The sequence below is a fragment of the Paenibacillus typhae genome (assembly GCF_900099765.1).
GTDB lineage: Bacteria > Bacillota > Bacilli > Paenibacillales > Paenibacillaceae > Paenibacillus_AQ > Paenibacillus_AQ typhae.
This window is the reverse complement of the sequence record NZ_FNDX01000012.1, coordinates 88,660-114,768: the sequence shown is the minus strand read 5'-3', so window position 1 is coordinate 114,768 and position 26,109 is coordinate 88,660. Positions and strand designations below refer to the sequence as shown.

20 protein-coding genes are annotated in these 26,109 nt (G+C 54.0%); 6 read left to right on the top strand and 14 right to left on the bottom strand.

All coding sequences use genetic code 11. The annotated features are described in order from the left end of the window. Nucleotides 1-100: 100 nt before the first annotated feature. Entirely contained in the window at nt 101-2,338 is a 2,238-nt protein-coding gene (locus BLR64_RS13110; protein ID WP_244157695.1) for a glycoside hydrolase family 3 C-terminal domain-containing protein, read from the bottom strand. Between the two features lie 165 nt (nt 2,339-2,503). On the opposite strand from BLR64_RS13110, the gene BLR64_RS13105 reads away from it, so the two are divergent. Both BLR64_RS13105 and BLR64_RS30555 read left to right on the top strand, forming a co-directional pair. Continuing rightward, nucleotides 2,504-3,781, top strand: coding sequence for a helix-turn-helix domain-containing protein (locus BLR64_RS13105; RefSeq protein ID WP_167360667.1), 1,278 nt, complete (start codon nt 2,504-2,506; stop codon nt 3,779-3,781). A 93-nt stretch (nt 3,782-3,874) separates the two neighbouring features. Beyond that, complete coding sequence (locus tag BLR64_RS30555) at nt 3,875-4,252, top strand: hypothetical protein (RefSeq protein WP_090714730.1); 378 nt, start codon at nt 3,875-3,877, stop codon at nt 4,250-4,252. A gap of 70 nt (nt 4,253-4,322) precedes the next feature. On the opposite strand, the gene BLR64_RS13095 is transcribed toward BLR64_RS30555, so the two are convergent. After that, on the bottom strand, nt 4,323-4,760 hold the full coding sequence (locus BLR64_RS13095) for a DUF5680 domain-containing protein (RefSeq protein ID WP_244157694.1): 438 nt from the start codon (nt 4,758-4,760) through the stop codon (nt 4,323-4,325). 172 nt (nt 4,761-4,932) lie between these two features. Next, nucleotides 4,933-7,755, bottom strand: coding sequence for a glycoside hydrolase family 3 protein (locus BLR64_RS13090; protein WP_090714728.1), 2,823 nt, complete (start codon nt 7,753-7,755; stop codon nt 4,933-4,935). 145 nt (nt 7,756-7,900) lie between these two features. Between BLR64_RS13090 and BLR64_RS13085 the strand changes: the two genes are divergently transcribed. Beyond that, nucleotides 7,901-8,194, top strand: coding sequence for a hypothetical protein (locus BLR64_RS13085; protein WP_139171971.1), 294 nt, complete (start codon nt 7,901-7,903; stop codon nt 8,192-8,194). 318 nt (nt 8,195-8,512) lie between these two features. Here the strand turns inward: BLR64_RS13085 and BLR64_RS13080 are convergent, their stop codons facing one another. After that, nucleotides 8,513-9,214 (bottom strand): SDR family oxidoreductase, encoded by a 702-nt coding sequence (locus BLR64_RS13080; RefSeq protein ID WP_090714724.1) that lies wholly within the window; start codon nt 9,212-9,214, stop codon nt 8,513-8,515. 31 nt (nt 9,215-9,245) lie between these two features. Next, a complete protein-coding gene (locus BLR64_RS13075) occupies nt 9,246-9,698 on the bottom strand; it encodes a VOC family protein (protein ID WP_090714722.1) in 453 nt (150 codons plus the stop codon). A 144-nt stretch (nt 9,699-9,842) separates the two neighbouring features. On the opposite strand from BLR64_RS13075, the gene BLR64_RS13070 reads away from it, so the two are divergent. Genes BLR64_RS13070 through BLR64_RS13060 form a run of 3 tightly spaced genes read left to right on the top strand, consistent with a single transcriptional unit; the run spans nt 9,843 to nt 12,870 of the window. After that, nucleotides 9,843-10,724, top strand: a complete 882-nt coding sequence (locus BLR64_RS13070) for a carbohydrate ABC transporter permease (protein WP_090714720.1) — start codon at nt 9,843-9,845, stop codon at nt 10,722-10,724. After that, on the top strand, nt 10,724-11,563 hold the full coding sequence (locus BLR64_RS13065) for a carbohydrate ABC transporter permease (RefSeq protein WP_090714718.1): 840 nt from the start codon (nt 10,724-10,726) through the stop codon (nt 11,561-11,563). Before BLR64_RS13070 ends, BLR64_RS13065 begins: the two co-directional genes overlap by 1 nt. A 41-nt stretch (nt 11,564-11,604) precedes the next feature. Continuing rightward, a complete protein-coding gene (locus tag BLR64_RS13060; RefSeq protein ID WP_090714717.1) occupies nt 11,605-12,870 on the top strand; it encodes an ABC transporter substrate-binding protein in 1,266 nt (421 codons plus the stop codon). Nucleotides 12,871-13,122: 252 nt separating this feature from the next. On the opposite strand, the gene uidA is transcribed toward BLR64_RS13060, so the two are convergent. The 9 genes from uidA to BLR64_RS13020 form a co-directional block, all read right to left on the bottom strand. Further along, on the bottom strand, nt 13,123-14,934 hold the full coding sequence (uidA, locus tag BLR64_RS13055; protein ID WP_090714715.1) for a beta-glucuronidase: 1,812 nt from the start codon (nt 14,932-14,934) through the stop codon (nt 13,123-13,125). A 37-nt stretch (nt 14,935-14,971) separates the two neighbouring features. Continuing rightward, nucleotides 14,972-17,287 (bottom strand): 3-O-beta-D-glucopyranosyl-beta-D-glucuronide phosphorylase, encoded by a 2,316-nt coding sequence (locus BLR64_RS13050; RefSeq protein WP_090714714.1) that lies wholly within the window; start codon nt 17,285-17,287, stop codon nt 14,972-14,974. A 51-nt stretch (nt 17,288-17,338) separates the two neighbouring features. Continuing rightward, the gene (locus BLR64_RS13045; protein ID WP_090714712.1) at nt 17,339-19,624 is read right to left on the bottom strand and encodes an AraC family transcriptional regulator; all 2,286 of its coding nucleotides are present in this window, start codon (nt 19,622-19,624) and stop codon (nt 17,339-17,341) included. A gap of 82 nt (nt 19,625-19,706) precedes the next feature. After that, entirely contained in the window at nt 19,707-21,239 is a 1,533-nt protein-coding gene (locus tag BLR64_RS13040; RefSeq protein ID WP_244157693.1) for an extracellular solute-binding protein, read from the bottom strand. Nucleotides 21,240-21,593: 354 nt separating this feature from the next. Further along, complete coding sequence (locus BLR64_RS13035) at nt 21,594-22,475, bottom strand: carbohydrate ABC transporter permease (protein WP_090714709.1); 882 nt, start codon at nt 22,473-22,475, stop codon at nt 21,594-21,596. A gap of 27 nt (nt 22,476-22,502) precedes the next feature. Then, the gene (locus tag BLR64_RS13030) at nt 22,503-23,456 is read right to left on the bottom strand and encodes an ABC transporter permease (protein ID WP_244157692.1); all 954 of its coding nucleotides are present in this window, start codon (nt 23,454-23,456) and stop codon (nt 22,503-22,505) included. 31 nt (nt 23,457-23,487) lie between these two features. Further along, on the bottom strand, nt 23,488-24,609 hold the full coding sequence (locus BLR64_RS13025; RefSeq protein WP_090714706.1) for a glycoside hydrolase family 5 protein: 1,122 nt from the start codon (nt 24,607-24,609) through the stop codon (nt 23,488-23,490). Between the two features lie 90 nt (nt 24,610-24,699). After that, nucleotides 24,700-24,831, bottom strand: coding sequence for a hypothetical protein (locus tag BLR64_RS31005; protein WP_279615462.1), 132 nt, complete (start codon nt 24,829-24,831; stop codon nt 24,700-24,702). A 155-nt stretch (nt 24,832-24,986) separates the two neighbouring features. After that, on the bottom strand, nt 24,987-25,892 hold the full coding sequence (locus BLR64_RS13020) for a metallophosphoesterase (RefSeq protein WP_139171969.1): 906 nt from the start codon (nt 25,890-25,892) through the stop codon (nt 24,987-24,989). Nucleotides 25,893-26,109: the final 217 nt, after the last annotated feature.

Genomic DNA, 26,109 nt, shown 5'->3' with positions numbered 1-26,109 from the left:
TATCCTACTTATCTAAACATCTCTACGCCAAAAAAAGACCCGCCCAAATGGGGCGAGGTCAATAAAACTACTGCCGGCTTTTTAGATAAACCCAAGCGGTTTATTCCTGTCCGGCCAGCGCGTTTAGCTCACGCAGATCATCGGCGAGATTCTCCTCGGTATACTTGCCTTGTCCGAAGTTGACCAGTGCGCGCAGCGGCATATATTTCATCATCGCGAGGAACATCTCCGGATTGTCCTCCATCGCACTCTCCAGACCGAAGATGCTGCTGTAGTGCTTCGCCTTGTCAGCGGTCAGCGGATTGGCCAGCAAATCCCCCACTGTAGTGTTACGGTGGTAGTTGGCTGCCGTCTTTGTAGTCGAGATAACTTCCAGCGGGGCGGTGAGACGGACGTCACGTGAAGAAGCAGCCACGGCAACCGTAAACTCCCCGCTCTCTACACGCCAGTCTCCCAGCTTCACATCATAATAGGCGAACGAACGCTTATCCAATGTAAATGTAACTTCCTGCGCTTCACCCGGCTGGAGCGCTATTTTGGTGAAGCCTTTCAGCTCCTGCAGCGGACGGATCACACTGCTCTCCACATCGCTGACATAGAGCTGTACGGTTTCTTTCCCGGCTACAGTTCCGGTGTTTTTCACGGTTACTGTAACCTCTACTGTCTCAGTATCCTGAACACTTCGTTTATTCAACAGCAGATTGCTATACTCAAAGCTGGTATAGCTCAGTCCGAAGCCGAACGGGAACAGCGGCTCGATCTCTTTTTTATCATAATAACGGTAGCCGACAAACAGCCCCTCCTTGTACTCTACTCTGTCCCCTTCCCCCGGGAAGTTCAGGAACGACGGGTTGTCGCTCAGCTTCTGCGGGAACGTCTCGGCCAGCTTGCCGCTTGGGCTTACGACACCAAAGAGAAGATCGGCGACTGCGCCGCCAAAGGCCTGTCCGCCCAGATATCCCTCCAGCACCGCTTTGGTTTTGGATAGCCAAGGCATTTCCACAGGGGACCCGTTGCTCAGCACAACGATAACTTTCCCCTGAACCTCGGCTACCGCATCAATCAGCGCCTTATGGCTGGCTGGAAGCGAAAGATGGCTGCGGTCATAGCCTTCCGACTCGTATCTGTCAGGCAGTCCGAGGAAAAGCACAGCAGCATCCGCCTGCCCCGCTATGTCCTGCGCCTCTTTCAGCAGATGCTCATTGACCTCATCGCTTTCAAGCTCATACCCCTGTGCATACAGGAAGCTGGCAGAAGCTCCGGCAACCGCCTGCATCTCGGCAAATGCATCATCCAGCTTTGTCGGATTCACATGCGAGCTGCCGCCGCCCTGATAGCGCGGTTTTTTGGCAAATTCGCCGATAATGGCGATCGTTCCGCTCTTCGCCAGCGGCAGAATGCCCCCTTCATTTCTCAGCAGCACCATACTCTCCCGCGCAACCTGACGTGCGAGTGCATGGTGACGCTCCTTATCGAACGAGGCGTTCTCCTTGCGGCTCTCCACACTTTTGAAAACAAAGGACAGCAGCCGTTCTACAGCCTTATCCAGCGTCTCCACCGGCAGCTCGCCGCTATTTACAGCGGCTACAATTTTGGCATCTCCGATCCCGTTGCTTGCAGGCATTTCCAGCTCCAACCCGGCCTGCAGCGCCTTCACCCGCTCATTCACCGCGCCCCAGTCGGATACTACAAAGCCTTCAAACCCCCATTCGTCGCGAAGCACCTTCGTCAACAGTTTTTCGCTCTCGGAAGCAAACTCACCGTTCACCTGATTGTAGGAGCACATTACGCTCCAGGGCTGACTCTGCTTGACAGTTCCTTCAAAGCTGGCCAAATAGATCTCACGCAGGGTCCGCTCATCAATGACGGCATCGATTGACATTCTGCGGTGCTCCTGATTGTTGGCGGCAAAATGCTTGAGCGACGTTCCGACGCCCTGGCTCTGTACACCACGGACATGACTTGCAGCCAGCTCTGAGGCCAAAAACGGGTCTTCTGAAAAATATTCAAAATTCCGACCGTTCAGCGGCGAACGCTTGATATTGTTCCCCGGACCGAGCAGCACAGCTACATTCTCCGCCTGGCACTCTGCTCCGAGCGCTTCACCAACCTGTGTAATTAAATCACGGTCCCAGGTAGAGGCAAGGCCTGCCGCCGAAGGAAAACAGGTTGCCGGCACACTGTTGTGCAGACCCAGATGATCCGCGCTTCCCTGCTGCTTCCGCAAGCCGTGCGGCCCGTCCGTTACCATCACGGAAGGAATCCCAAGCCGTTCAATCCCTTTTGTATTCCAGAAATCCAGCCCTGAGCAGAGCCCGGCCTTTTCTTCCAGCGTCATTTGTGCGATCAGATCGCGGATATGGGTCGTAGTCTTCGCTTTTGTCACTATGTCAGCCTCCCAAGTATGCGTTTTCTTGATCATTATTTTAACGAAATCCACTGTGCTTTTATGGTATTTTCATTTGTTTTGTGGTATTTTCTTTGGGATAAAGGAGGAGAACTTATGCTTGGACGTATAGAGGGTACGGGACGAATTTCCTATATCTGTAAGCTGATCTATGAGGCTTACCGTATTCCGGTATTCTGGCTGGATACCGGCGGCAGTGTACATCTGGCCCTGCCCGCGTCCTTTGAGTGCCGGACACCGCTTCAGGGAAGCGGGAGTCTGCTTGCTGAGGTTACGGACCACGCAGCCCAGCAGACCGGGGTGCAGGGCTGCGGCGTTTCATCTCTCCCGCAACTGTATACGACAGGTTTCCTGGAGCAGTTCATTCTGCTCAGGCTCCCTGACGGGCAGCCCAACTCCTCCGGAACAGTTATTATCGGGCCTGTTCTATCGGCACCCATTACCGGGGATAACGCGGCGGACCTGATGCGTGATTATAACCTTGCTCCAAGCCAGCAGGAGCGCTGGCTACAATATTACCGCAGCCTGCCGGTGCTAAGCCGGACGCGGTGGTACCACGCGGCTCTCCTGCTGCACACGCTGGTAACCGGCGAAGAACTGTCGGTTACCGACCTGCTGCTGGCTGCCCCGGTTCAGCAGTCAGCAGAATATGCCGGTGACGGGCCGGATCTTGACCTTTCTTACCGGCGGGAGAATGAGTGGCTGCATCATGACCCGATGCTGGAGCGCGAAATGTTCCGTTTTATTGCAGCCGGGGATAAGGAGGGGCTGCTGGCGAGCCAGGCGGCTTTTTCCGAAGAAAGATTCGGCCTGCTGTCCAAAAAAAGCCGGCTGCGCAGCAAAAAAAACCTGGCTGTCTCCTCCATCACCCTGGCGACCCGGGCAGCGATCGAGGGCGGTTTGTTCTGGGAGATTGCCTATACCCTCAGTGATTTTCACATCCAGCACATCGAGGAGCTAAATGATATTCCGGCTGTGGACCGCGCCCAGACTGCCGCACTGTGCGATTTCGCCGACCGGGTCCGTGATAACCGCAGATCGAAGCATTCCCGCATGTCTGCCCTGTGCCAGAATTATATTTTTAACCATTTGTACGAGGAAATTACACTGGGCAGGCTCGCGGAAATTGCCGGACTAAACCCTAGCTATCTGTCCCACCTGTTCAAGAAAGAAACCGGACTGGCCGTAAGCGACTATATTCAGCGCGAACGGATTGAGGAAGCCAAACGCCTGATGACGCTGCCGGGCATTACCTTGTCGGATATTGCTACCCGGCTGCACTTTAACGACCAGAGCTACTTCACCAAGGTATTTAAAAAATTCACCGGACTGACTCCCCGGCAGTTTCGGCAAGATCTGGAGAATTTTTTTTAGCCCGAACCGGGTCACACACATATTTTGAAAATTATGGTATGATCGCTTTAGAAGTCCTCTTTATTCACTTCCTAAAAAAGGAGCGGAATCAGGTTGGTTATAGGAATTATTTTTGCCGGCGTTTTTTTGATTATCATTGCTCAGGCTGCGGCACGTAATAATAGAAACAGAGGCAACGGCCGCGGGGGAAGCAGCAGCTCATCAGACCATTATTTCTTTACCGGAGCGGACCCTAACATGTTCACAAGTGATCTTCACCGTAATGATGATCCTGACAGCACCCAGAAGCATCACGGGCATCATAGCCATCACAATCCTAATCATCATGACCATCACCATGGCGGCAGCGGCTGGAGCAGCCATGACAGCGGCCACAGCAGTCACGGGGGATGGGACAGCGGAGGCCACAGCGGCGGTGATTCAGGCGGCGGGGGCGGCGATTCCGGTGGCGGCGGGGGCGGCGGGGACTGAGACAGACAGCATTAATAACCCGTCAGGCTGCGTGATTACACAGCCTGGCGGGTTTATTTTTCCCATGTTTTTATTTAATTAAGCCCCCGTGGAACAGACACTCGTAAATTTTCGTCTCTCCCGCGCGGATTTCTTCAGCACCGCTGAACCAGCTGAAATCCCCATCCACTCTGCAGACATAAGTAAAATGCCCACTGGTATAGAGCTCCGGTCCTCTGAACGGCAGCTCTGTCGTTACCTGTAGCAGTGCTTCTTTCAGAAAATCCCCGCTGAACCCGTCTCCTATAACACGTCCGGCATAATTCATTGCCCATAAGGGCTTGTCATCCTTCCAAAGGGCTTCTTCGCCCGCAAAGCTTTCAGCCCCCAGATAGGTATCTATATATTTCAGATTCCCGCATTCAAATGCCAGGTCATGGGAAGCCGGGCGGGACGGTGAGCGTTCAGGCCCCTTCCCGGCATAAGTTGCTTTCTTGGCCGCCAGTAAAAAATTTATAAGTTCCAACATATCTATCAGCTCCATAAAATTAGTAACCACCAGCCAATATTAGAACATATGTTCCTTTCCTGCTATGAGTTTTATCCCAAACCATACAAAAAGCCCCGCCATTCTGACTAGCAGAATTTGCGGGGCTTCGCCTTACTTATTCATCTTCTCCTGAACCTTCACTGCCGCGCATTTATACTGTAAACCGGAAGCGGCTGAACAGAACTTCACCCGTAAAGACAAGGAACACATCAGCTGTGCCGGCATCTATTTCTGCATCGGCAGTCAGAGTATTCCATTCCTGCTGTCCGCCCGCCGGTACCTCCAGCGTTGCGGCCAGCTTGCCTGCCGGACTGCCGGTTCTCACCTCTATGCTGCCGCCGCAGCTAGAGGATACCAATGCTTCAACTCCCGCCGCTCCTTCCGCAAGCTGCACGTTATGGAAGCCGATCCAGGCGCCGTCTTGTACCGGATGAACCGATGACCCGCCTGCTTTACACTCATCAAGGTAAACAGCTTCGTAATCGTCATAATTCTCCGCTTTTACCGGAAGATACAGATTACGGGCCGGCACCACCTCACCGTGTACTCTGATCTTCGCGGACAGCTTGATGTCGCCGGAGGAACGTCCAATCAGGATATTGTACTCTCCGTCCTCCACGCAGTACTGTTCCCGGGTTACATCCCAGAAGGACAGCTCAGAGACAGGAAGGGAAAAGGCAACCGTCTGCTTGTCTCCTGCCGCCAGTCTAACCTTCTTGAATCCCTTCAATTGCTTGAGCGGACGTTTGATCCGGGTTGACAGCGACTGCACATACAACTGGACAACCTCGTCTCCGTCCACTGCACCGGCGTTCTCCAGCTCTACCTCAAGGCTGATCGTACCGTCAAGCTCAAGCTCACCGGATTTAAGCACCAGTTCGTTGTAAGCTACCTGCGCATAGCTCAGGCCATGGCCGAACGGATACAGCGGCTCGCCGTCAAAGTACATATATGTTCTTTTGCCCTTGATAATATCGTAATCCATCAGCGGCGGAAGCTGGTCAACAGACCGGAACCAGGTCATATTCAGCTTGCCGGACGGGCTGTAGCCCCCGAACAGCACCTCGGCCACCGCATTGCCAAGCTCTTGTCCGCTGTGCGAGGTATACAGCACGGCCGGGATATGCTCGTCGATCCAGGTGGATGTAATCGGGTAGCTGCCGACGATAACTACGACCGTGTTCGGATTAGCTGCGTAGACTGCCTTTACCAGATTCTCCTGTTCTTCCGGCAGTACGATATCCGGTCTGTCTATTTCTTCCTTGCCGTTGAGCAGCGGATGGTTGCCGACGAATACAACCGCAACCTCTGCATCTTTAGCCGCTGCAACCGCAGCATCCACGCCGTTTACCACAATGTTTTTGCGGAAGGCGTGCGCTTTGGCCTCAGCAGCCTCTTGCTCCGCGGATTGAAGCGTACCGTCTGAAGCAACGGTTATCGGCTTGCCGTTCCATGTGTGCAGGCTGACCGTCCCGTCTTCCTCAGGTACAAGGTTCAGCGATTCCTTCACATACCAGCCGTAGATTTCGTCTGCGGAAGCCGTAAGGGTTCCGGCGTCGTTCAGTGTGACATACTGCCCGCGGCTTGTCGCTTCAAGCGTATTGGCGGTCCAGCCCCAGGCTGTATGGCGGAACAATTCCCCGCGCTCCGGAGCATCATACAGCACAGCCAGCCTGCCGTCTTCGCCGGTCATGCCGACAGCCTGCCCGCCGTCAGCCGAGGTCAGAATAATCCGGTCATCGCCGCTTTCAAAGGTCACCTGCTTGCCGGCCAGCTTTTTGGTCACACCCTGCAGTGGAGTCACTCCATAAGCCAAAGTGCCGGAATACCAGTCTCTGAAGGCTTCGTCCGCAAGCGGTCCGATTACGGCTACTTTGGAAAGCTCCTGCCGGTTCAGCGGAAGTGCGCCATTCTCATTCTTCAGCAGCACAATCGACTGCTTCGCCGCTTCCAGTGACAGCTCACTGTGCGCCTTGCTCAGAATGACGGAATCGTCTATCGCTGTATACGGATTCCCTTCCTCCGGATCAAACTCGCCAAGCCGGAAGCGGACGCGGAAGGTGTTGAACAGCGCACGGTCCAGATCCTCTTCGGTGAGCAGGCCCTCAGCCAGTGCCTCATGAATGACCTTGATCGTTTCCGCTGTTTCTTCGGTTACGCTGTCGATCCCGTTTTTGATCGATTCCGCCATCGACCGGGCAAACGATTCATAGTATTTATGATCTTTTACAATACCGAACAAATCTCCGGCGTCACTTACAATGAACCCGTCCATTTCCCACTCGCCCTTGACCACATCCATGACCGCAGGGTGTAAAATAACAGGCACACCATTAAGCGAATTGTAGGCGGTCATCATTGACTGCGCCCCGCCTTCCTTGAAGGCAGGCTTGAAGGCTTCCAGATAATATTCACGCAGATTGCGCGGGTCAATGCTGGACGAATCTACTCCGCGGTTAATCTCATTATTGTTGCCGAGAAAATGCTTCAGCGTTGCTACCGCTTTCAAGTACACCGGATGATCGCCCTGAATTCCTTTGACCAGGGCAGTACTTAGCTGACCGGTCAGTTCAGGGTCTTCCCCATAGGCTTCCTCTGTACGCCCCCAGCGCGGGTCGCGCTCCATATCCACCGTCGGCGCCCAGAGGGTCAGTCCGTTTACAGTCGGATTCTTTTTATAAAAAGCTCTTGCTTCATCGCCGATCGCCGAGCCGACTTGCTTCAGCAGCTCGGGATTCCAGGTGCAGGCCAGTCCGACAGGCTGCGGAAAAGAGGTGGCTTTGCCCAGCCAGGAAATGCCGTGCGCTCCTTCCGTACCGTGCTTATAGGCACCTATGCCCAAACGCTCAATCTCCGCCTGATATTGCGGAATCAAGCTTACTTTTTCATCCAAAGTCAATCGGGACAGCAGATCCTGCACACGTTCATTAAGCGGCAGTCCGGTCTGCTGGAAAGGATATGTCGCGGTTTCCATCCATAGTCACTCCTCAGCTCTTTATGATAACGGTTACATCCTATTTAATCATAAAAGATAACCGCTTTCATAAACACCTGAACAATTGACGGAAAAATCAGTGCAAAATTAGAGATTTCATTCCGTCTGGTTATGTGCTGGTTTTGTGCTCGGACGGGCTATGGCAGATTATTGCCGGACAGACACTGCTGGCCTTTTTCGTAGCGGTGATTTCGGCGGCCGCATCAGCTATATACAGGATCTTCTGCCAGATCTGCCCGGTTATGCTTTAACCCTATATACTAATGCGTCTACACTGGGCAGACTGTTCGGCAGTCTGGCAGGCGGGGCAGCGGCCCTGCTGCTCGGTTACCGTCACGCTTACTGGGGCTGTCTGCTGCTGCTCATTTCCGCTTTTGTGCTTATGATCCCGCAATCCACATCTTTTTCTGCTGGTTGATGATACTGCCCAAGTACGCAATTCCCTCAAGCCAGTGCTGAAAAAGCTTGCGTATAGAAATGAAGATATTCTGGAGGCCGGCTGCAACCAGTAGGCGGTTCAGCTGATCGCTTTATGACCGATGCCAAGCTGCATCTGCTCAGCGGGGAGCTTCTGGCCGGCAAGGATTCTTTGCAGAAGCCCATTGACGAGGGCGGGCTGGAGGATTTGCTGCGGGTGGGCGCTGCGGGATGATGAGACTAATGCAAAAAGCGGTAAGGCGCTCCTTCCGGACGATGCCTTACCGCTTTTGTATATCAGGAATGTTTAATCCGTTGTCTATATCTTCATATCCTTACCCGTATAATCCACAAACCTGAAATGGCCCTCAGGAGCCGTACGCTGCTCAATCAGATCAAGCACGCCCCTGGCACTTTGGCGCGGATCGGTCGGTGCCTGCTCTCCGCCCATATCGGTATGCATCCAGCCCGGGTGGACGCTGAGCACATGGACTCCGCGTTCCTGCAGATACACATGCAGCTGCTGGGAGAACATAGTGAGCGCCGTCTTGGAGATGCTGTACGGATAGTCTCCGGGATATGCATTGGTGATGCTGCCCGCTTCCGACGAGATATTAATAATGGACGGATCTGCTTCCGTAAGCAGCGGAAGGAAATGCTTGACCACACGGATAGGCCCGTACAAATTAATGTCCATTGTAGTGACCATGTCCTGCAGGTCTAGCGCTTCAACCTGTGTGTTGCGTGCAGTAAGCACAGCCGCGTTGTTGATGATGGCACCAAGCGTGCGGCCCTGCTCTTTAAGCTCAGCAGCCAGCGCTGCGATTCCCGCTTCATCCGTCACATCCAGCCTGGTGACGGTTAGCTTTTCCCCGTAATCTGCGGCAAGCTTAGACAATTCCTCCGCTTGCCCGTCCGGGTTGCGCACACCGGCAATAACCGAGTACCCCCGTTCCAGCGCCTCGGCAGTCAGGTCAAGGCCCAGTCCGCGGCCGGCACCGGTTATCAGAATATTTTCCATCCGTAAGTCCTCCTCTATGGGTTAACCATTATTATTTATCGTTCTCCAGCAGCTCCACAAGTACCTTCAATTCCTTAAAAGTATCCATATACGCATAACGTCCGCCGGTATACTCACCCTTCTGCTGCAGCGCAAACCCCTTGCCTTCAAGTAACATGATCTTCTCCTGCATACCCTCAATCACAAATGCAATATGATGCGGGCCTTCTCCGTGCTCATTCAGATAGTCGCGCCAGGTGCTCGGCTGGTGGTCAGGCTCAATCAGCTCCAGCTGCAGGGACCCCATGTCAAAAAAGGCCAGCTTCGCCCGCGCCTCCGTCTTGCTCCCGTTATACCGCGTCTGCGCAAGTTCAGCTGTATCCGTAACCACAATTTCCGGCTGCTCCAGCCCGAAAAATGCCGCATATGCCGCGCTTACCTTCTCCACATCATTCACCAGAATACCTATCTGAGTAACAAAATGATTACCTAGTAGTCCTGTCAACTGCCTCAGCCTCCCTTTTCATCTGACCAGTCTACCATAACGTCACTATGAAAGGGCTGTCAATATTAAGCAAAAATGATTCGGTTAATCACCCTTCCGGTTATTTAATCAAATGCTTAACTTTACACAAAGGAGTGAGGAATGATGGACCGTAGTAAGCGATCACGCCTGATGCAGCAGTTCATTTTTGTCGGGCCGACGTCATTGTTTTTCTTTGTTATTGTTCTGATTCCGTTCTTCCTGGGGCTGTATTATTCGTTTACCAGCTGGAACGGGATCTCGCGTCATGTCGAGTGGACCGGGCTGAGGAACTATTTACATATTTTCACCAAGGACCCTTCCTTCCTGAATTCGTTCTGGTTTACGGCCAAGTTCACTTTATTCGGTCTTGTGCTGACCAATCTTCTTGGCTTCGCGCTCGCTTACGTGCTGACCCGCAAGCTGTTCACCCGCAACCTGCTGCGGACCGTCTTTTTTGTGCCCCATGTCATCGGCGGACTGCTGCTCGGGTTCATCTGGCAGTTTATTTTTGTCAGAGGGTTTGCCTCGATCGGGGCAGCCACCGGCTGGCCGTTCTTTAATCTGCCTTGGCTCGGTACGGAAGGGACGGCGTTCTGGGCGATCGTTATTGTATTTGTCTGGCAAAATGCAGGCTATCTCATGGTCATCTACATTTCCGCAATCAACAACGTGCCGCAGAGCCTGATTGAAGCTTCCAGAGTGGACGGTGCCGGGCTGATGCAGACGCTGCGCCATGTAACCATTCCGCTGGTCATGCCGGCGGTTACGGTCTGCCTGTTCCTGTCGATCTCCTGGTCCTTCAAGCTGTTCGACCTGAACCTGTCGCTGACCAAGGGCGGTCCTTTCAAGGCTACCGAATCGGTAGCGCTCAATATTTATAATGAAGCCTACACGATCAGCCGGTTCGGAATGGGCTCGGCGAAGGCGATGGTTTTCTTCGTCATTGTAGCGGTTATCTCCCTGCTGCAGGTTAGGGCAACCAAGAAAAGAGAGGTGGAGCTGTAATGGAGACTGCCGCCAAAAAATATAAGATTCCCCTGCTGCTGACCGAGCTGCTGCTCATCCTGCTGGCACTGGTATTTCTTGTTCCGTTCTATTTCCTGCTGGCCAACTCGGTCAAAAGCTACAGTGCGATTCTGTCGGATTCCGCTGCACTGCCTACAGCATTCCAGTGGAGCAATTACGCCGAGGCCTGGAAAGCAACGGCTTTCCCGCATGCTTTTCTGAACTCCCTGGTCGTCACGGTAGCCAGTAATATTCTGCTGGCCTTCCTGTGCTCCATGTCCGCCTATAAAATGGTCCGCAATAACAGCCTGTACAACCGTATTCTTTATATCGCACTCGTGGCGGCTATGGTCATTCCTTTTCAGGCTATCATGATCCCGCTGGTACAGATTGTCAGCGGCCTTGGTGTGATGGATACGACCGCCGGCCTGATCCTCGCTTATCTGGGGTTCGGCGCCCCGATGACTGTGTTTCTGTTCCACGGCTTTGTAAAGTCGGTGCCGATTGACATTGAAGAAGCTTCGCGGGTGGACGGGAGCAGTCCTTACGGTACGTTTTTCCGGATTGTGCTGCCGCTTATGCAGCCGATCATTGTGACGGTCATCATTCTGAACACGCTGTGGATCTGGAATGATTACCTCATGCCTTCACTGATTCTGCAGAGCCCGGAGCTGCGGACAATTCCGATCGCGACTTACAGCTTCTTCGGACAATACACCAAGCAGTGGGATCTGGCGCTCCCGGGTCTCGTGCTCGGTATTACGCCGGTGGTTATCTTTTTCCTGCTGATGCAGAAGTATATTATTGAAGGCATTGCCCAGGGCTCTGTGAAGGGCTAACGTATGGTAACGTACTTTTCAGGCTGAGAGGATGAATCGATATGAACAAAAAACGCGGAATTCTCCTCGCATGCTCTCTGCTGCTGGCTGGACTTATCTCCGGCTGCGGACGCGGCAGCGGCAATGCGGATGGAATAAAAACGGTGCATATCTACCAGTTCAAGGTTGAAATCTCCGAGGCGCTGGCCTCGCTGAAAACGGAATTTGAAAAGGAACACCCGGATATCCGTCTTGAAATCCAGAGTGTCGGCGGCGGCAGCGACTACGGGGCCTCCCTGCGCGCCAAGTTCTCGTCCGGGGATGAGCCGGACATTTTCACCATCGGCGGCAATAATGAGCGTGACATGTGGCTGGAATATCTGGAGGATCTCAGCGGTGAAGCCTGGGCCAAGGATGTAAAGCCGCTTGCTGCGGAACAGATGACTGTTGATGGCAAGCTCTACGGCATGCCGATGAATCTGGAAGGCTATGGCTTTATTTATAATAAGGACTTGTTCCAGCAGGCCGGGATTACCGAAAAGCCGCTGACGCTCACCGCGCTGAGAGAGGCGGCCGAGAAGCTGCAGGCAGCGGGCATCACCCCTTTTGCCAACGGATATCAGGAGTGGTTCGTCCTCGGCAACCACAATGTGAACGTGGCTTTCGCCCAGCAGCCCGATCCTGAGGCATTTATCGCCGGGCTGACGGACGGCTCGAAGACCTTTGCCGGGGACCCGGTGTTCTCCCGGTGGATTGACCTGCTGGATCTGACGGTGGAGTACGGCAACAAGAATCCGCTCTCGACCGACTACAATACCCAGGTCACCATGGTCGCCAGCGGGGAAGCTGCGATGATGCAGCAGGGGAACTGGACCCAAGGCCAGATCGACGGCATTGATCCGGAGCTGAACCTTGGCATCCTGCCGATGCCTATCGACGATACGGCGGAAGACAACGACAAGCTGTATGTGGGCGTTCCAAGCAACTGGGTCGTCAACAAGTACTCTCCAGTCAAAGAGGAAGCCAAGCTATTTCTGGATTGGCTCGTCACCTCCGAGACCGGCAAAACCTACATCACCAAGGAGTTCCAGTTTATCCCTGCGCTCGACAGCATTGAAGGGACCGTAGAGGATCTGGGCTCCCTGGGTGCAGAGGTGCTGGAATATACAGATAAGGATCAGGCCCTGACCTGGAACTGGTCACGCCTGCCTAACGGGATGCCCCAGGAGCTGTCCAGCAGCATACAGGGTTATCTGGGCGGCAAGCTGACCAAGGAAGGCATGCTGGAGGAGTTTCAGGTGAATTGGGACAATCTCAGCGTGCAGTAACGTACACTTGAATGACCGCGGGATGCTCCAAACCGGATTCTGTTGTATTACATGCAATAGATTTCCGGATTTTCAGCCAAAAGTGCGTTTTGCACCAGATTCTGCTGTACAAAATGCAATAGAATGTGATTTTCTGCGAATTTAGCAACAGCCAGATATGTCACATAGGCCATTCTAAGCAATCAGAGCCGATGAATTGGCCAGCTAAACTAGCCAAAAGCCAAAGCCGCGCATCCCAGCGCGGCTTTGGCTTTATTTCTGATCGTGTTCCTTCGAAATCTTAACGGAATAATCCCCCATCTCACTCCAGCGGCGGCGGAGCATATGGGCGGCAGCCTTGGGCTGCCTTTGGCGGGTGAATATGCCCTTCTTGTTGCCGCCTACCCGGGTAATGCCCTGCTTGGTAGCGAAATCGGCAAATGCCCATACATGCTCGCCGATTACAAAATCAAGCCGGTCAAACACATTATGATACCGGGTAAGCAGCTCCTGCTGGTACTCCTCGGTGAACATCACCGGCGGGTCCTGGTGGAACCCGGCGATCGCGTCTGCCCCGTATTCACTCATGATGACCGGCTTGCCGAAGGTGCGGAACCAGCCCTTCAGCTCCCACTCCACCTGATGCTCCACCAGCTCCAGCGCCCCCGGGTCCTGATACCACGAATAGTAACGGTTCACACAGATGACGTCAAAAAACTGCGATACCCTGCACTTGTCCGGCAGCGGCCACTGCACAATCGTTATCGGGCGGTGCGGATCCAGCCTGCGTGCGGTGTCGGCCAATTGGCGGAAGTAAGGCACGGACTCCTCCTGAAAATTAGCCGCTTCATTGGCCAGACTCCACATGACGACGGACGGATGATTTTTGTCACGGGCAATAAGGGCTGTCAGCACCTCCAGATGATGGGCCAGTGTCTCATCGTTAGCCTTGTCCGGGGCGTACACCTTGTCGTTATAGTTGAAAAAGGTGAACCCCACCGCCGGAACCTCGCCGATAACGACAATCCCCTCCCGGTCAGCCAGATCGAGCAGCTCCTCGGCATACGGATAATGAGAGGTGCGGAAGGAGTTGGCATTTATCCAGCGGAGCAGGTTCATATCCTTCACATTGACAGTCTGATCCACTCCCTTGCCCCTGATGTCACTGTCCTCATGCTTCCCGAAGCCTTTGAAATAAAAGGGCTCCCCGTTGATCAGAAATCGGGTCCCTTCCACTTTAACCGTCCGTATCCCGATCTGCAGCTGGTAATGGTCTTCCCGTTCTCCGTCAGCTCCCCATACCTCAGCGTGAAAAGAATACAGATACGCCTGCAGCGGCTTCCACAGCCGGGCGTTCTCTACGCGCAGAGTGCCTGAGCTTCCTTTGCTTGTGGCTACCGTTATCCCGTCTTCATCCAGCAGCCGGACCCTGACCTCACCTTCAGGCCGTGAGGCTTCCACGGTATAATAAACGATCCCCGTTCCGGCCTGTACATCTGCTGTTGTTGTTATATCCTTAATGTAGCTCTGCGATGTCCGGTACAGCTTCACCGGCCGGTGCAGTCCGGCATAATTGAAGAAATCATGAAAATATTCCTGTACCCGGTAGCCCTCCGGGTGCTTCTCGTCATCAAACGTTTTGATCCGGCCCGGCGGCAGGGTCTGCCAGCTGAGCACATTGTTCACCACGATCGTTACGCGGTTCTCTTGACCATGTACAATCAGCTCCGTAATATCGGCCTCAAAAGGAAGAAAGCCCCCTTTATGCGCCGCCGCTTCTGCTCCGTTGACCCATACAACTGCATGATGGCAGGCGCCTCCAACCCAGAGCACGATCCGGTCCCCGGACCAGGAACGCGGTGCAATAAAGGTCTGCTCATACCACACATCCCCAATATGGTCCCGCAAGGCCGCATCCTGGGTGATGTCATTGTAGCTGGCGGGTACCGGCATAGGAATGGTGTCGTGAAGCGGTGCCTTGTACCACTCCTCCTCCCTGCCCTTGTTCTCCGGGTCCGGCTTGAAGCGCCAGATCCCCGACAGATCCTTGACCTCGCGCGTTAGCGTATCCTTTGGAAACAGCATGCTGCATTCACTCCAATCTTGTCTATTCCTGCTCTATTCATCCTTCCGGCACAAGCTGGACAGTGATCTCATATTCCCTGCCGTCTTCATAAGGAAGCTCTATACCGCTCCAGGCTTTGCCATCCACAAGCACAATCGTATTTCCCCGGCTGATCCGGTCAGGGTTCGTTACTTCAACCCGGTATACCGCGTTACGGAACCTTCGCTCCACCCGGTAACCGGACCATTCTGCCGGAATGCAGGGGTCAATGACTAGGCCGTCTGCCGTCGCCCGGATGCCAAGCGCATATTCCAGTGTGGTCCAGAGCATCCAGCCTACCGTACCTGTGGAGACATGATGGCTGGACTTGCCGTAGCCAGGCGAGCCGGCCAGACCGAAATAGTAATTCGGTACAAAAACCGGCACCTGCCCGTTACGCTCCGGCGGATTGTCCCTGTTCGTCGGCAGCGTCCGCCTGATCGTCTCCCAGGCTGCCGTACCCCGTCCGGCGATGCAGTCGGCGAATGCCTTGAACATGGAGGCATGACAATAGACAGAGCCGTTCTCTGTTGTACCTGCCAGCTTAAGGCTGATCCGCCCCCATTTCGGATTCCAGCCGCTGAACGGCGGCACAAGCAGCCGCGGCCCGAACGGGGTATCCAGACTGTCGATCGCCGCAAGGCATTTCGCAAGCCGCTCCCCATCCGCAATTCCGCTCATAACTGCCCAGGTCTGGGTGTTCAGGAACAGCTGTCCCTCCTCGTCCCGGGCTGTTCCAAACGGCTCGCCGTTATCATCGAATCCGGCGATGTACCATGCCCCGTCCCAGCAGCTGGTGTTCACCGCTTCCGCCAGCCGTACAGCCGCCGACCGGAGGCGCTCTGCACTTTCCGTATCACCAAGCCGTTCACAGAAAGGCAGAAGGGTCTGGATGCCATACACCAGTGCCATCGTGTTCCAGACCGATTCGCCCCGGCCCAGCCGGCCGGGACCGTTGATCGGATCATTCCAGTCGCCGTCACCCATCAGGCAAATGCCGTGTTCCCCGGTCGCACCCGCCATATAATCAGCAGCGAGCACCAGATGCTCATAAATGGAAGCGGTGTCATCCGAGTCCTTGAAGGCCACCTGCCGGTGCAGGAGCTCCGCATTTCCACTCTGATTCACCAGCGCAATCATGCAGATAATCAGCCAGACCGGGCCGTCTGTATGCTTCAGCAGACACAGATTTTTGGGCGGTGATCCGTCCGTCATGATCCACTGCTGGATAAACCCGCTCTTTTCCTGGCCTTCCAGCACAGAGATCATATACGCTGCGGCTCCCGCCGGATCAATCAGCGCATAGCCCAGGGCATCCTGCAGCTGGTTGCGGACCGGGCAGTAATTGGACATGCGGTTCGTGCGGGTCTGCATGACGATCTGTTTTTTGAGCCAGACATTCATGAAGGAATTAACGTTCTCGTCCGGAGTTTCTATCTGGAACGTACTGCATAGCTGCTCCCAATACGCCAAAACTTCCTTATGCAAAACATCAAAGCCTTTGGCAATCAGCTTGGCTCTATCTGCAGCAATCTCTTCAAGCGAATGACCGCAGCCGGCCACAAAACGGCTTACCGCCGCTTCTCCCGGCTGAAGGGTAATCCGCTGCTGCATTGCTCCCACCGGATGCTCCGCCTCCGCCCTCTGTCCCGAACAGCTTCCACTTTGCACAGCTGCCGGGAGCTCATAAATATCGTCTCCGCCAAAGAAGGTCCGCTGGCTGCAGTCATAGGAATCCACCTTCCGGTCAGAATAGACGTAGACAACGTTGGTATGATCGTCACAGCCCGCTTTTTGCTCATAGGTCACATGATAGGGAAAAGAATACGCAGACAGAATCTGTGTCTCTTCATCAAGATCACATTTGCTGCCCATAACGCCGCCGTTCTCCAGGGAATAAGCCGCGAACAGTGATAGCTCCCTCGGCTCTGCCCCTGTATTCCTCAGCGTCACCGTCCAGATTTCCTGCTGGCCTTCACGAGGGACAAACACATGCACTGACGTATCAATCCCATGGGTACTGGAACGGATTTCGCTGTCCGCCAGGCCATGAATGCACTCATAAGCATCCGGTTCACTCTTCAGCGGCTGATACAGCGGAGCCCAAGCCTGCCCTGTTCCGTGATCCTTCACATAAAAAAAGCGGTAGCCCCGCGTAATGGTACGGTGCCGGGGCGCAAAAGCAATGCTGTCCCCCTGTCCGGTCTGGGAAACCTCCATATAATAGGAATCGTTAAATAAATAGTTGAACCACCTTGCCGGTGTCCGGGGTGTCGTGATGACATACTGGCTGCCGCTATCCTTGAAAAACCCGTAGGGTCCGCTTCTGCTCAATTGCAATGCACACCTTTCCTGTTCTCTGTAGACCCCGGCGGCATTCTTCAGCTATTCCGTCAGATTATTCCGGTATTGGCCCGGTGTGATCCCCTCCATCTTACGGAAATAGCGGATAAAATTCGCCGGGTTGTTATATTTCAGCTTCATGGCAATTTCGGTAATCGTCAGGTCCGTTTCCTTGAGCCATCTTTTGGCTACGGTCATCCGGTAATGCGCCAGGTAGTCGGTGAAGCTGATACCGGTCTCCTGGCGGAATACCCGGCTTATATACTGCGGATGATAATTCAGCCTCGCAGAGCATTTTTCCAGCGTCAGATCGGTGTCAAAGGCTTCCGCAATCAGCTGCTTCACTTCTTCGGAAATGCTGGTGAACTGATTTCTCTGCCGTTCTTCAAGCAGCCCGGCAGCCGGCAGAACAAGCGTATCAATGAACCATGCTTCAATATCACGGGGACTGTGCATGCCGAGCAGCTCCTCGAACAGCGAGTCGCCGTCAGACTTAAGCTGATGATGCGAAATACCGGCATCCTGCAGCAGCCGGATGAGAGCCATCAGCAGCCGCACCAGCGACATCTGATACTCCTGATGATCATATTCCTCGCTTGCGAGCGCATTCATCATTAAGGATAGGGCTTCCGCCGCACGCTGCCGGTCGAGCGACTTGATTGCTCCGGTCAGCTCATCCTCCAGTGTTTTGGGATAGACGATCTCCTCCCGCCGGGCAGGCTGGACATCCTCAATAAACAGGATGACCTCCCCGCCCAATCTGGCCCGGTATTTCAGCGCATTCTCGCCTTCCTCATACCCGCGGCTCACCTCCGGCCATGCTGTACAGGAGCGGCTGATGCCGATGCTGGCCTGCAGCTGCAGATAGCTTTTTACGGAAGCCTGCACCTCAGCAGCTCTGGCATACACTGCTTCCTTAAAAGCCTCCTCCGACTGCGTCTTCGTACCAATCAGCATGACAACAGACTCCCGGATCACAATCGGCGGCAGCCGGTCCCCTCCGGGAACCACTTCAAGCGCGATATTGCTGACCGCGAACAGCAGCAGATCCCGGTCCTGCTCGGTAAAACGGCTGCTGTCCAGCCGGTCAATCTGCACAAGCAGCACCCGCATAAGTGTCCAGTCCCCGGTGTAAGCGTACCCGTAATCCGCCAGCCGTTCCTGAATCCCCTGGGATCTTGCTTCGCCCAGCAGCATTTTGCGGACCAGAAACTCAGCCAGCTGCTGCTGCTGTCCGGCCAGCTCAAACTTAAGCTTGCTCTGATCGGACAAAATGCCCTGAATCCGGTCGGAAATGGCAATGAATTCATCTTTTTTGGGCCGCGGCTCTTTGTCCGGCAGCAGGGACCGGTATATCGATCTCACCGGAGTGTACATCCGCCGCGAGCCGATCAGCGCTGTAAGTGCTGTCGCCGCAAGCACGCCGAGGCTGATCAGAATCGAGGTTCTTCCGATAGCTGCGGCCTGCTGCGTTACCGCCTGCGTCGGAACAACCGACACATAGGTCCATCCGTTGTAGGCTGACTTACGGAAGGATATAGATGCCTTGCTCTCTCCGGCCATGCCGCTGAAGACTCCGTTAGCCTCTGTTTGCGCTCTGACGGATTGAATGTAAGGCTCCTCTGACAGATCCTTGCCCAGCAGCGAGGAATCCGGGTGGGTTATCACCCGGCCGTCCTCATCCAGGATGAACACATCGCCCATGCCCGGATCGCTGTCAATCAGATCGCTGAGCTGCTGGGCGGACATTACTACCGCAATCAGGCCCCGCGGCCTGCTTGCGTTGATCGGCCATTTTTTCAAATTAATGACCGCATGATTCAGTTCGACCATCTCCTCCGCCCCCTGGATGCTGGCTGAATTGCCGCTGACCCACATCGAACCGTTAGGCATGCCGGAGAACGAATGGAGCTTCTCCTTCAGCCCCGGCTGATTGTAGGCGTCAAGGCCGGAATTGGTAATCAGCCAATCCTGCTCCAGACTGTACAGATACACATCCTTGATGCCCAGCTCGAACGTTTGGATTGAGGAGAGATGTTTATACAGCTCATGAATAATTTCCATATCATCTATATCAAGCTTTGTTGCAATCGCCTTGGTCACCGTCGGCAGACCGAGCAGCTGTGTCGTGGAAAAATCGATCATTTTCAGCGTCTGCTCCACCCGCAGCTGGCTCTGCCTGAGCACCTGGGAATTGCGTTCCTCGACCTGCTGCAGCACAGATTGGGAGGAGTAGTGATAGGAATACCAGCCTAAGATCAGCACCGGAAAAGCACCGATCAGTAAAGTTAGTATGATTAATTTCCGTAAATAGCTCGATATCCGCATGACTCACTACCCCCGCAATCGTTTGTTGCCTTTATTTTAGCATATGGGGATTTTCAAAAGGGCCCGTTCAGAAAGCTTGCGGCTATTGTCCGTTTGCCTGATTGTACGCCGCCGTATATTCCTCAATCACCTTCGCGCCGCCGTCCTGCTCCCATTTGGCTACAGCCGCATTCCAGCCGCTCTCGTCCAGATCGCCCATAATGAAGCGCACCCGGGCATCGTCAATGATTTTGCTGAGCTCTGAGCCGCGTTCGCTGTACGTATCAGAGATAAAAGGCTGGATCGGATTGACCACGGCGATTTCGGCATTCTTTTTCCACATTTCGTCACGCAGGTGCACCAGCGGTTTGCCGTAAGTCACCACCTTATCTCTTAACACTGCCAGCTGCGAGGAATCACCCATCCCGTATTCGGCCAGCATTTTCGGGTCTGTTGTCTTTACGTAGTTCCCGTTATCCAGCGTGAACTGGCGGCCTTCCAGCCCGTTGACCAGCATGTTCTGCATATCCTCGTCGGATACTTTGTCAAAAAAGTTCAGCACAGCCTTGAGGTCTGCTTCCGTCTTCACCGACGTCTTCGGAATCATGAAAATCCCGTATGAGCCCGACCCGCCCGGACTGCGGAGTCCTGCCGGACCCTCGAGCGCATTAACCATAGTAATTGCACCGGACGGCGTAACCTTCTGGACGCTTTCTTCAATGCCGTTGGCATCGTTCAGATTGGCAACCCATGCCCCGGCCTTGCCGGCATTGATCATCTGCTTCCCGTCTTTAACCACGGCAAAGTCCAGGTTGATCAGCTTTTCGTCGTACAGCTTCTTGTAGAACTTCATCGTCTCCAGAAAAGCGGGCGACAGATGTGCCGGGCTTGCCTTGCCGTCCTTGATTTCCCAGTCGGCCGGACCGCCCATCCAGGTCAGCATCGCCCGCCAGCCTGACGCAACCTGCTGCTCGGCGAGGCCGATCGTATCGGCTTTGCCGTTCTTGTCAGGGTCATTATTCACGAATGCCTTCAGCACTTCGTAGAATTCGTCAATCGTCTTGGGCTCCTGCAGCCCCAGATTATCCAGCCAGTCCTTGCGCAGCATCAGTCCGTCCCGGGCCAGATCCCGTGCGCGGTAAATTCCGTATATCTTACCGTCAATGGAGATGGCATTCAGGGCTACATCGTCCATCCGGCTCAGGTTCGGGTAATCCTTCAGGTAAGGCCCCAGCTCCCAGAACATCCCGGAGCGTGCTGAATTCACAATGTAGGGAAGCTTCTGGTCCAGCACAAGGACTGCACTCGGCAGCTCGCCTGATGCGACTGTTGCACTCAGCTTATCTGAGTAGGTGGTCGACGGCACCCAGGTGATACTGAGGTCCGTATTGGTCCGTTCCTCCAGCCGCTTATACAGCTCACCTTCCGGGTCCATCGGCTCCGGGTTGTAGCTGGTCAGCATCATGGACATTTTGAACGGCCCTTCGTCGGCGGGTGCGCCGCTGTCTCCGCCCTGTGCGTTTTCGGCTGCATTGTTATTGCCGCCGCAGGCGGACAATGTTCCCAGCACGAGCAGCGCCGAAATGGCGGTCATTGCTTTTCTTTTTAAACCTTGAGCCCCTTGGTTTGTTGTCATTGTTATGTTCCTTTCTTGACTGTGGTGTGTTATACCGGACCTAAATGCATTTAGTTGGAATTTCGCCACTTAAATGCTTCGGAATAGCCTGTGTGATGAGATTAGTTGGAATTAATCCGCTTACATTTCGGGTTTTGGGCATCCGGAAGGCATATCGGCCAAATTAGGTTGCCTTTTTCTACTTAAATCGCTTTGGACGGGTGAATTTTCTAAATTAGATGACCTTTTTCCACCTAATTAGAATCCGGAAGCCCGTGAGTGACTTCACGACATTTATGTCCCTTATTCTAAGAAAGTCCTGCGTCTCGCCAACAGACTTTCGGAGGCGGAGCTTCACGCTGGCACCCCGGCTCCTCAACCCTTAACCGATCCCAGCAGCGCACCCTTGGCAAAATGCTTCTGCAGGAACGGGTATACGATCAGGATCGGGACGGTGGAGATGACGATGACCGCCATTTTGACAGCCTGATCCGGCGGGATAAAGTTACTCTCAAGTGATGAGGTATCCCCGAGGCTGCCGCCCTGGGACAGCATGACGATCTGCCGCAGCAGCACCTGAATCGGCCACTTGGTCGAGTCGTTGATATACAGGATGGAGCTGAAATAAGTGTTCCAGTGACCTACGGCATAGAACAGGGAGAATGTAGCCAGCGCCGGCAGGGACAACGGAATGACGATCCGCAGCAGGATGCCGGGGTCGCTGGCACCGTCGATTTTGGCCGACTCCTCCAGGTCCGGCGGAAGCTGCTGAAAGAAGCTGCGGATAATGATCAGATTAAAGGCGCTGATCGCACCCGGCAGCAGCAGCGACCAGTACGTATCGAGCATGCCCAGCTCCTTGACGACCAGGAAGGTCGGGATCATCCCGCCGCTGAACAGCATCGTAAAGATGACCAGAAGCTGGATCGGCGAGCGGAAATCCATATCCCTGCGGGACAGCGGATACGCCATCAGGCAGGTCAAGGTAATATTGATCAGCGTACCGACAACGGTGATGAAAATAGTAACCCCTAGACTCCGCATCAAAGTGCTGGTCGAAAAGATATATTTGTACGCCTCCAGTGAGAACTCGGTCGGGAAGAGGATGAACCCTTTTTCCAGCAGCTCCCGCTGGGTGGCAAACGAGCCTGCAACGACATAGATGAACGGAATAATAGTGACCAGTGCGATTACTGCCAGAACGATGATGTTACAAATATCGAACAGCCGGCTGGCCCATGATGTTTCTTTTACCACAATTCTACCTCCTTTCTCCCTTTTTGCTTAGAGAATTCCTTCCTCGCCAAAACGTTTGGCTATAAAGTTGGAGCCGAACACCAGCACCAGGCCGACCACGGACTTGAACAACCCGACCGCCGTACTGTAGCTGTACTCTCCCTGCGATATCCCGGTGGTGTATACATAGGTATCGAACACTTCACCGACCTCGCGGTTGAGCGAGTTCAGCATCAGGAAGATTTGCTCAAACCCGGTATCGAGGAAATTCCCCAGCCGCAGGATCAGCAGAATAATAATGGTGGAGCGGATAGCCGGAAGCGTGATATGCCACAGCTGGCGCATGCGCCCAGCCCCGTCGATTTTGGCAGCCTCATAGAGCTGTGTATCCACTCCCGCCAGCGCCGCGAGGAAGATAATCGTACCCCACCCGGTTTCCTTCCACATCACTTCGCCCGTAATGAACGTCCGGAACCAGCCTGGACTGAGCAGAAACTGGATTTTTTCCCCGCCCATGGAGGCAATCGCCTCATTGACCAGACCGCCCTCGGTGGTGAAGAACAGATAGGCAATCGAAACGATGACGACCCAGGACATAAAGTGAGGGATGTAGACCATCGTCTGAATCCATTTTTTGTAGGCCTGCGACCGCAGCTCGTTCAGCATCAGCGCCAGAATGATCGGCAGCGGAAAGAAGAACAGGATATTGTAGGCGGCCAGAATGAACGTATTGCTCAGCAGCTTCCAGAACAGCGGGTCCCCGAAAAAACGGTTGAAATGCTTCAGCCCCACCCATTCACTGTCGACAAAGCCCAGAAAAGGCTGGTAATTCTTGAAGGCCAGCAGCAGGCCGTACATCGGCACATATTTGAAAATAATAAAGTACAGGAGCCCGGGCAGAAGCATGATATACAGCCATTTGTTGCGGACCATCCGTCTCAGCCTCTGCCTGCGGTACACATTTGTTATTGTCGGCTTCGAAGCCGCGATAGGATTTCCCATGTTCCTTCCCCATTTCCAGCATTGCTAAGGATTAATTGCCCGGGTACAGCACCTGATCCTTCAATGCGTTGAATTGCCCGGTTGAACGGTTATAGATCTGATACCAGCCGTTGTCATCCCATACCGAGAAGGCAAATCCCCCCAAGACCGCTTTACTCGCAATCTGCTGGTAGGAATCAAGCAGCGTATCGGTGATGACGCCCCGGTGCTCGTACCCGAATTCGCCCATATACACCGGAATGTCGTGCACGTCTGCGAACTCTCTTTTGACATCGTCCACCCGCTTCAGATGGTCTGCCAGATTCGGATAATACGAGTGGTAGGTGCCGATGACATAACGATCCGCTCCTTCACCCGGCAGGTCCAGCGGATTGCGGTACGTATCATACAGGCCCCATGCGCTGTTATAGTTGTATCCGCCAAAAATAAGATTGCGCTGAGCGTGCGGCTGCGTGCCGTTTACAGTGAAGCTGCGGATTGCCGCATACGCCCGTTTGTTCAGCTCGATGACACTCGCCTTGGCCGCGGCCCCGGTGTTCATGCTCAGATGCGGCTCATTGAACAGCTCGAACAGCAGCGTCTCCGGCGCATCCTTGAACAAATCGGCAATGCCGGTCCAGATCGTCTCCAGCCTTTGCATATTGCTCTCAAAAGCAGGCTCACCCTGCAGCGCGTTCATCGCCCATTCTTCATGATGCGTGTTGATAATGAGGATGATCGGCTGTTTGTTCTGGCTCTGCCGCACGGTATTCACATCGTTCAGGACATAATCCACCAGCTGTTTCACCGTAGCTACATTCGGAGCACTGGCTGAGAAATATCCCTGCTCATCTGCCGTCGAGGCATATTTCGTTCCCCGTCCGCCCCAGTTCACCGGAATCCGGATGTTCGTGTAGCCGGCAGCGATAAAAGCGTCCACCGTGCTCTTCACATCCTGATAGCTCTGGCTGTTCCAGTTCCCTTCGAACGTGTTGCCGAGATTGGTTCCCCTGCCCATCAGGGCCACCATCGGCTTCGCTTCTATAGACTGGAAGGCTACCGTTCCCGGCGTCCCCTCGGCACTTGCCGCGCCGCCGCTTATCAATAAGGAAAGGAGCAGGCTGGTGCACAGGAACCACGTCAGCGCTGTGTGTTTTTTTAGATTAGATACCATTTGATACAGCCTCCTTGAATTGGGATTTCACCTCATCGTACACAGGAAAGCGTATTCATTTCACAACCGCACAGAGAAACGGGTTGCTCTCTACATTACATCGGGCAGCAGCTGCTTGCTCTGCCACCAATATAGTTTAGCAGCGGAATTGCCGTCTATAGTCATCTTAGTACCAGTCTGAAACCCTTGCTGCTGCTGGCTTTGCGGTGCAGGACTGTTCATTTCAGGCCCTGCGGTTGTCATTTTGCCGGACAGTAAAGGGCACATTATTTTCCCGGTAAAAGCAAAAAGCCCCGCATCGCGGAGCCTGGAGTCGGTACATATACCTCGTACATATAGTTCAGTACATATAACTCAGTACATATAGACGGTCTGCATCAAACAGTTACTCTATACGCATCCACCGTGACCGTGGAGCCGTTAATGCTCAGTGTCCCGTTGTAATACCCTCGGTCGCCGCCCGGCTTACATTTATAATCGCCGGAACAGCCGGTAACGAAAAATTTGGTTTTGCTGAAGCCCGGATAAATATTGGTCAGCTTGCGGAAAAACTTATGGCCGTGATGGGTAAAAATAGCCAGTACCTTATCCCTCGCCTTATCCGGGATCGCCGCAAAAAATTTCGCCGTCTCCGCTGCGCTGAGCACATGGCTGGGTTCCACTGTAATCCCGCTGATCTGGAGCGGCCAGTGAAAGTCGATTATATAATAGTAGCGGTCGTCCAGGTTTTTGAGCAAATTAATGCTGTCGGCCGAAAAGCTTCCCAGCGCGCAATCCAGCCACACATACCGGACCAGCCCCTGGGTGCCGGGAAAATTCCTTCTCCCTGCTACCGCTCCCAGGTATTTGGTGAACAGCGGGCGGGTACTGGCTTCCCAGTTGCCTATAGAAGCTTTGTAGGGAATGCTGCCGAGTGTGGCAGTGACTATATTTTTAAAATCCCTGTAATACGCGTCCGCATCCTTCCCGTGATTTGCCCCGGCCTGTGCATTATCTCCGCCGAAAATGAAAAACCGTTTATTCCCGCCGCCCGCCGCCTTCGGCAGCAAGTCTTTGAATACAGCTGAGCTGTTCGCATAGCCCACATGGCTGTCGCCGACCACGGCAAAATCCACGGTGTAGGCCTTTGCCTTACGTTTTAATCCTCGTTTGTGTTGTTTGGATTGTTTGAGCTGTGGAGGGGAGCCGCTCAGCTTCTTCTTTAGGCCGGAGCTTAGCTTGGAGTATAACCGCGTTCTTGCGGATTGGGTGCGTCGCTTCCCCGCTGCCGAATGCCGTTTCATTTATACCACCTCTTCAATATGGAGATTGAATCTAGTAGCATGTATATTCGGCCGGCAGAGGAAGCTCTTGGACTGGACTGTATTATATAGTAGGAAAAGATTACGGCTTGACCGGGACAGGCCAGCTTTTGGCGCAAATAAGGGCATTTTTGCCTCTCCTTTCGGCGTCCGGCCGGCTTTCCGCCGAATCAGAGGCATTTTTGCCTCTCCTTTCGGC

Bases quoted from the DNA above. Each gene is read 5' to 3' on its own strand.
- BLR64_RS13080 (WP_090714724.1), bottom strand. From the start codon at position 9,214: ATGGAAAATATTCTGATAACCGGTGCCGGCCGCGGACTGGGCCTTGAC.
- BLR64_RS13065 (WP_090714718.1), top strand. From the start codon at position 10,724: ATGGAGACTGCCGCCAAAAAATATAAGATTCCCCTGCTGCTGACCGAG.
- BLR64_RS13045 (WP_090714712.1), bottom strand. From the start codon at position 19,624: ATGCGGATATCGAGCTATTTACGGAAATTAATCATACTAACTTTACTG.
- BLR64_RS31005 (WP_279615462.1), bottom strand. From the start codon at position 24,831: ATGAACAGTCCTGCACCGCAAAGCCAGCAGCAGCAAGGGTTTCAGACT.
- BLR64_RS13095 (WP_244157694.1), bottom strand. From the start codon at position 4,760: ATGTTGGAACTTATAAATTTTTTACTGGCGGCCAAGAAAGCAACTTAT.
- BLR64_RS13030 (WP_244157692.1), bottom strand. From the start codon at position 23,456: ATGGGAAATCCTATCGCGGCTTCGAAGCCGACAATAACAAATGTGTAC.
- BLR64_RS13060 (WP_090714717.1), top strand. From the start codon at position 11,605: ATGAACAAAAAACGCGGAATTCTCCTCGCATGCTCTCTGCTGCTGGCT.
- uidA (WP_090714715.1), bottom strand. From the start codon at position 14,934: ATGCTGTTTCCAAAGGATACGCTAACGCGCGAGGTCAAGGATCTGTCG.
- BLR64_RS13090 (WP_090714728.1), bottom strand. From the start codon at position 7,755: ATGGAAACCGCGACATATCCTTTCCAGCAGACCGGACTGCCGCTTAAT.
- BLR64_RS13040 (WP_244157693.1), bottom strand. From the start codon at position 21,239: ATGACAACAAACCAAGGGGCTCAAGGTTTAAAAAGAAAAGCAATGACC.
- BLR64_RS13020 (WP_139171969.1), bottom strand. From the start codon at position 25,892: ATGAAACGGCATTCGGCAGCGGGGAAGCGACGCACCCAATCCGCAAGA.
- BLR64_RS13070 (WP_090714720.1), top strand. From the start codon at position 9,843: ATGGACCGTAGTAAGCGATCACGCCTGATGCAGCAGTTCATTTTTGTC.
- BLR64_RS13025 (WP_090714706.1), bottom strand. From the start codon at position 24,609: ATGGTATCTAATCTAAAAAAACACACAGCGCTGACGTGGTTCCTGTGC.
- BLR64_RS13110 (WP_244157695.1), bottom strand. From the start codon at position 2,338: ATGACGCTGGAAGAAAAGGCCGGGCTCTGCTCAGGGCTGGATTTCTGG.
- BLR64_RS13105 (WP_167360667.1), top strand. From the start codon at position 2,504: ATGCTTGGACGTATAGAGGGTACGGGACGAATTTCCTATATCTGTAAG.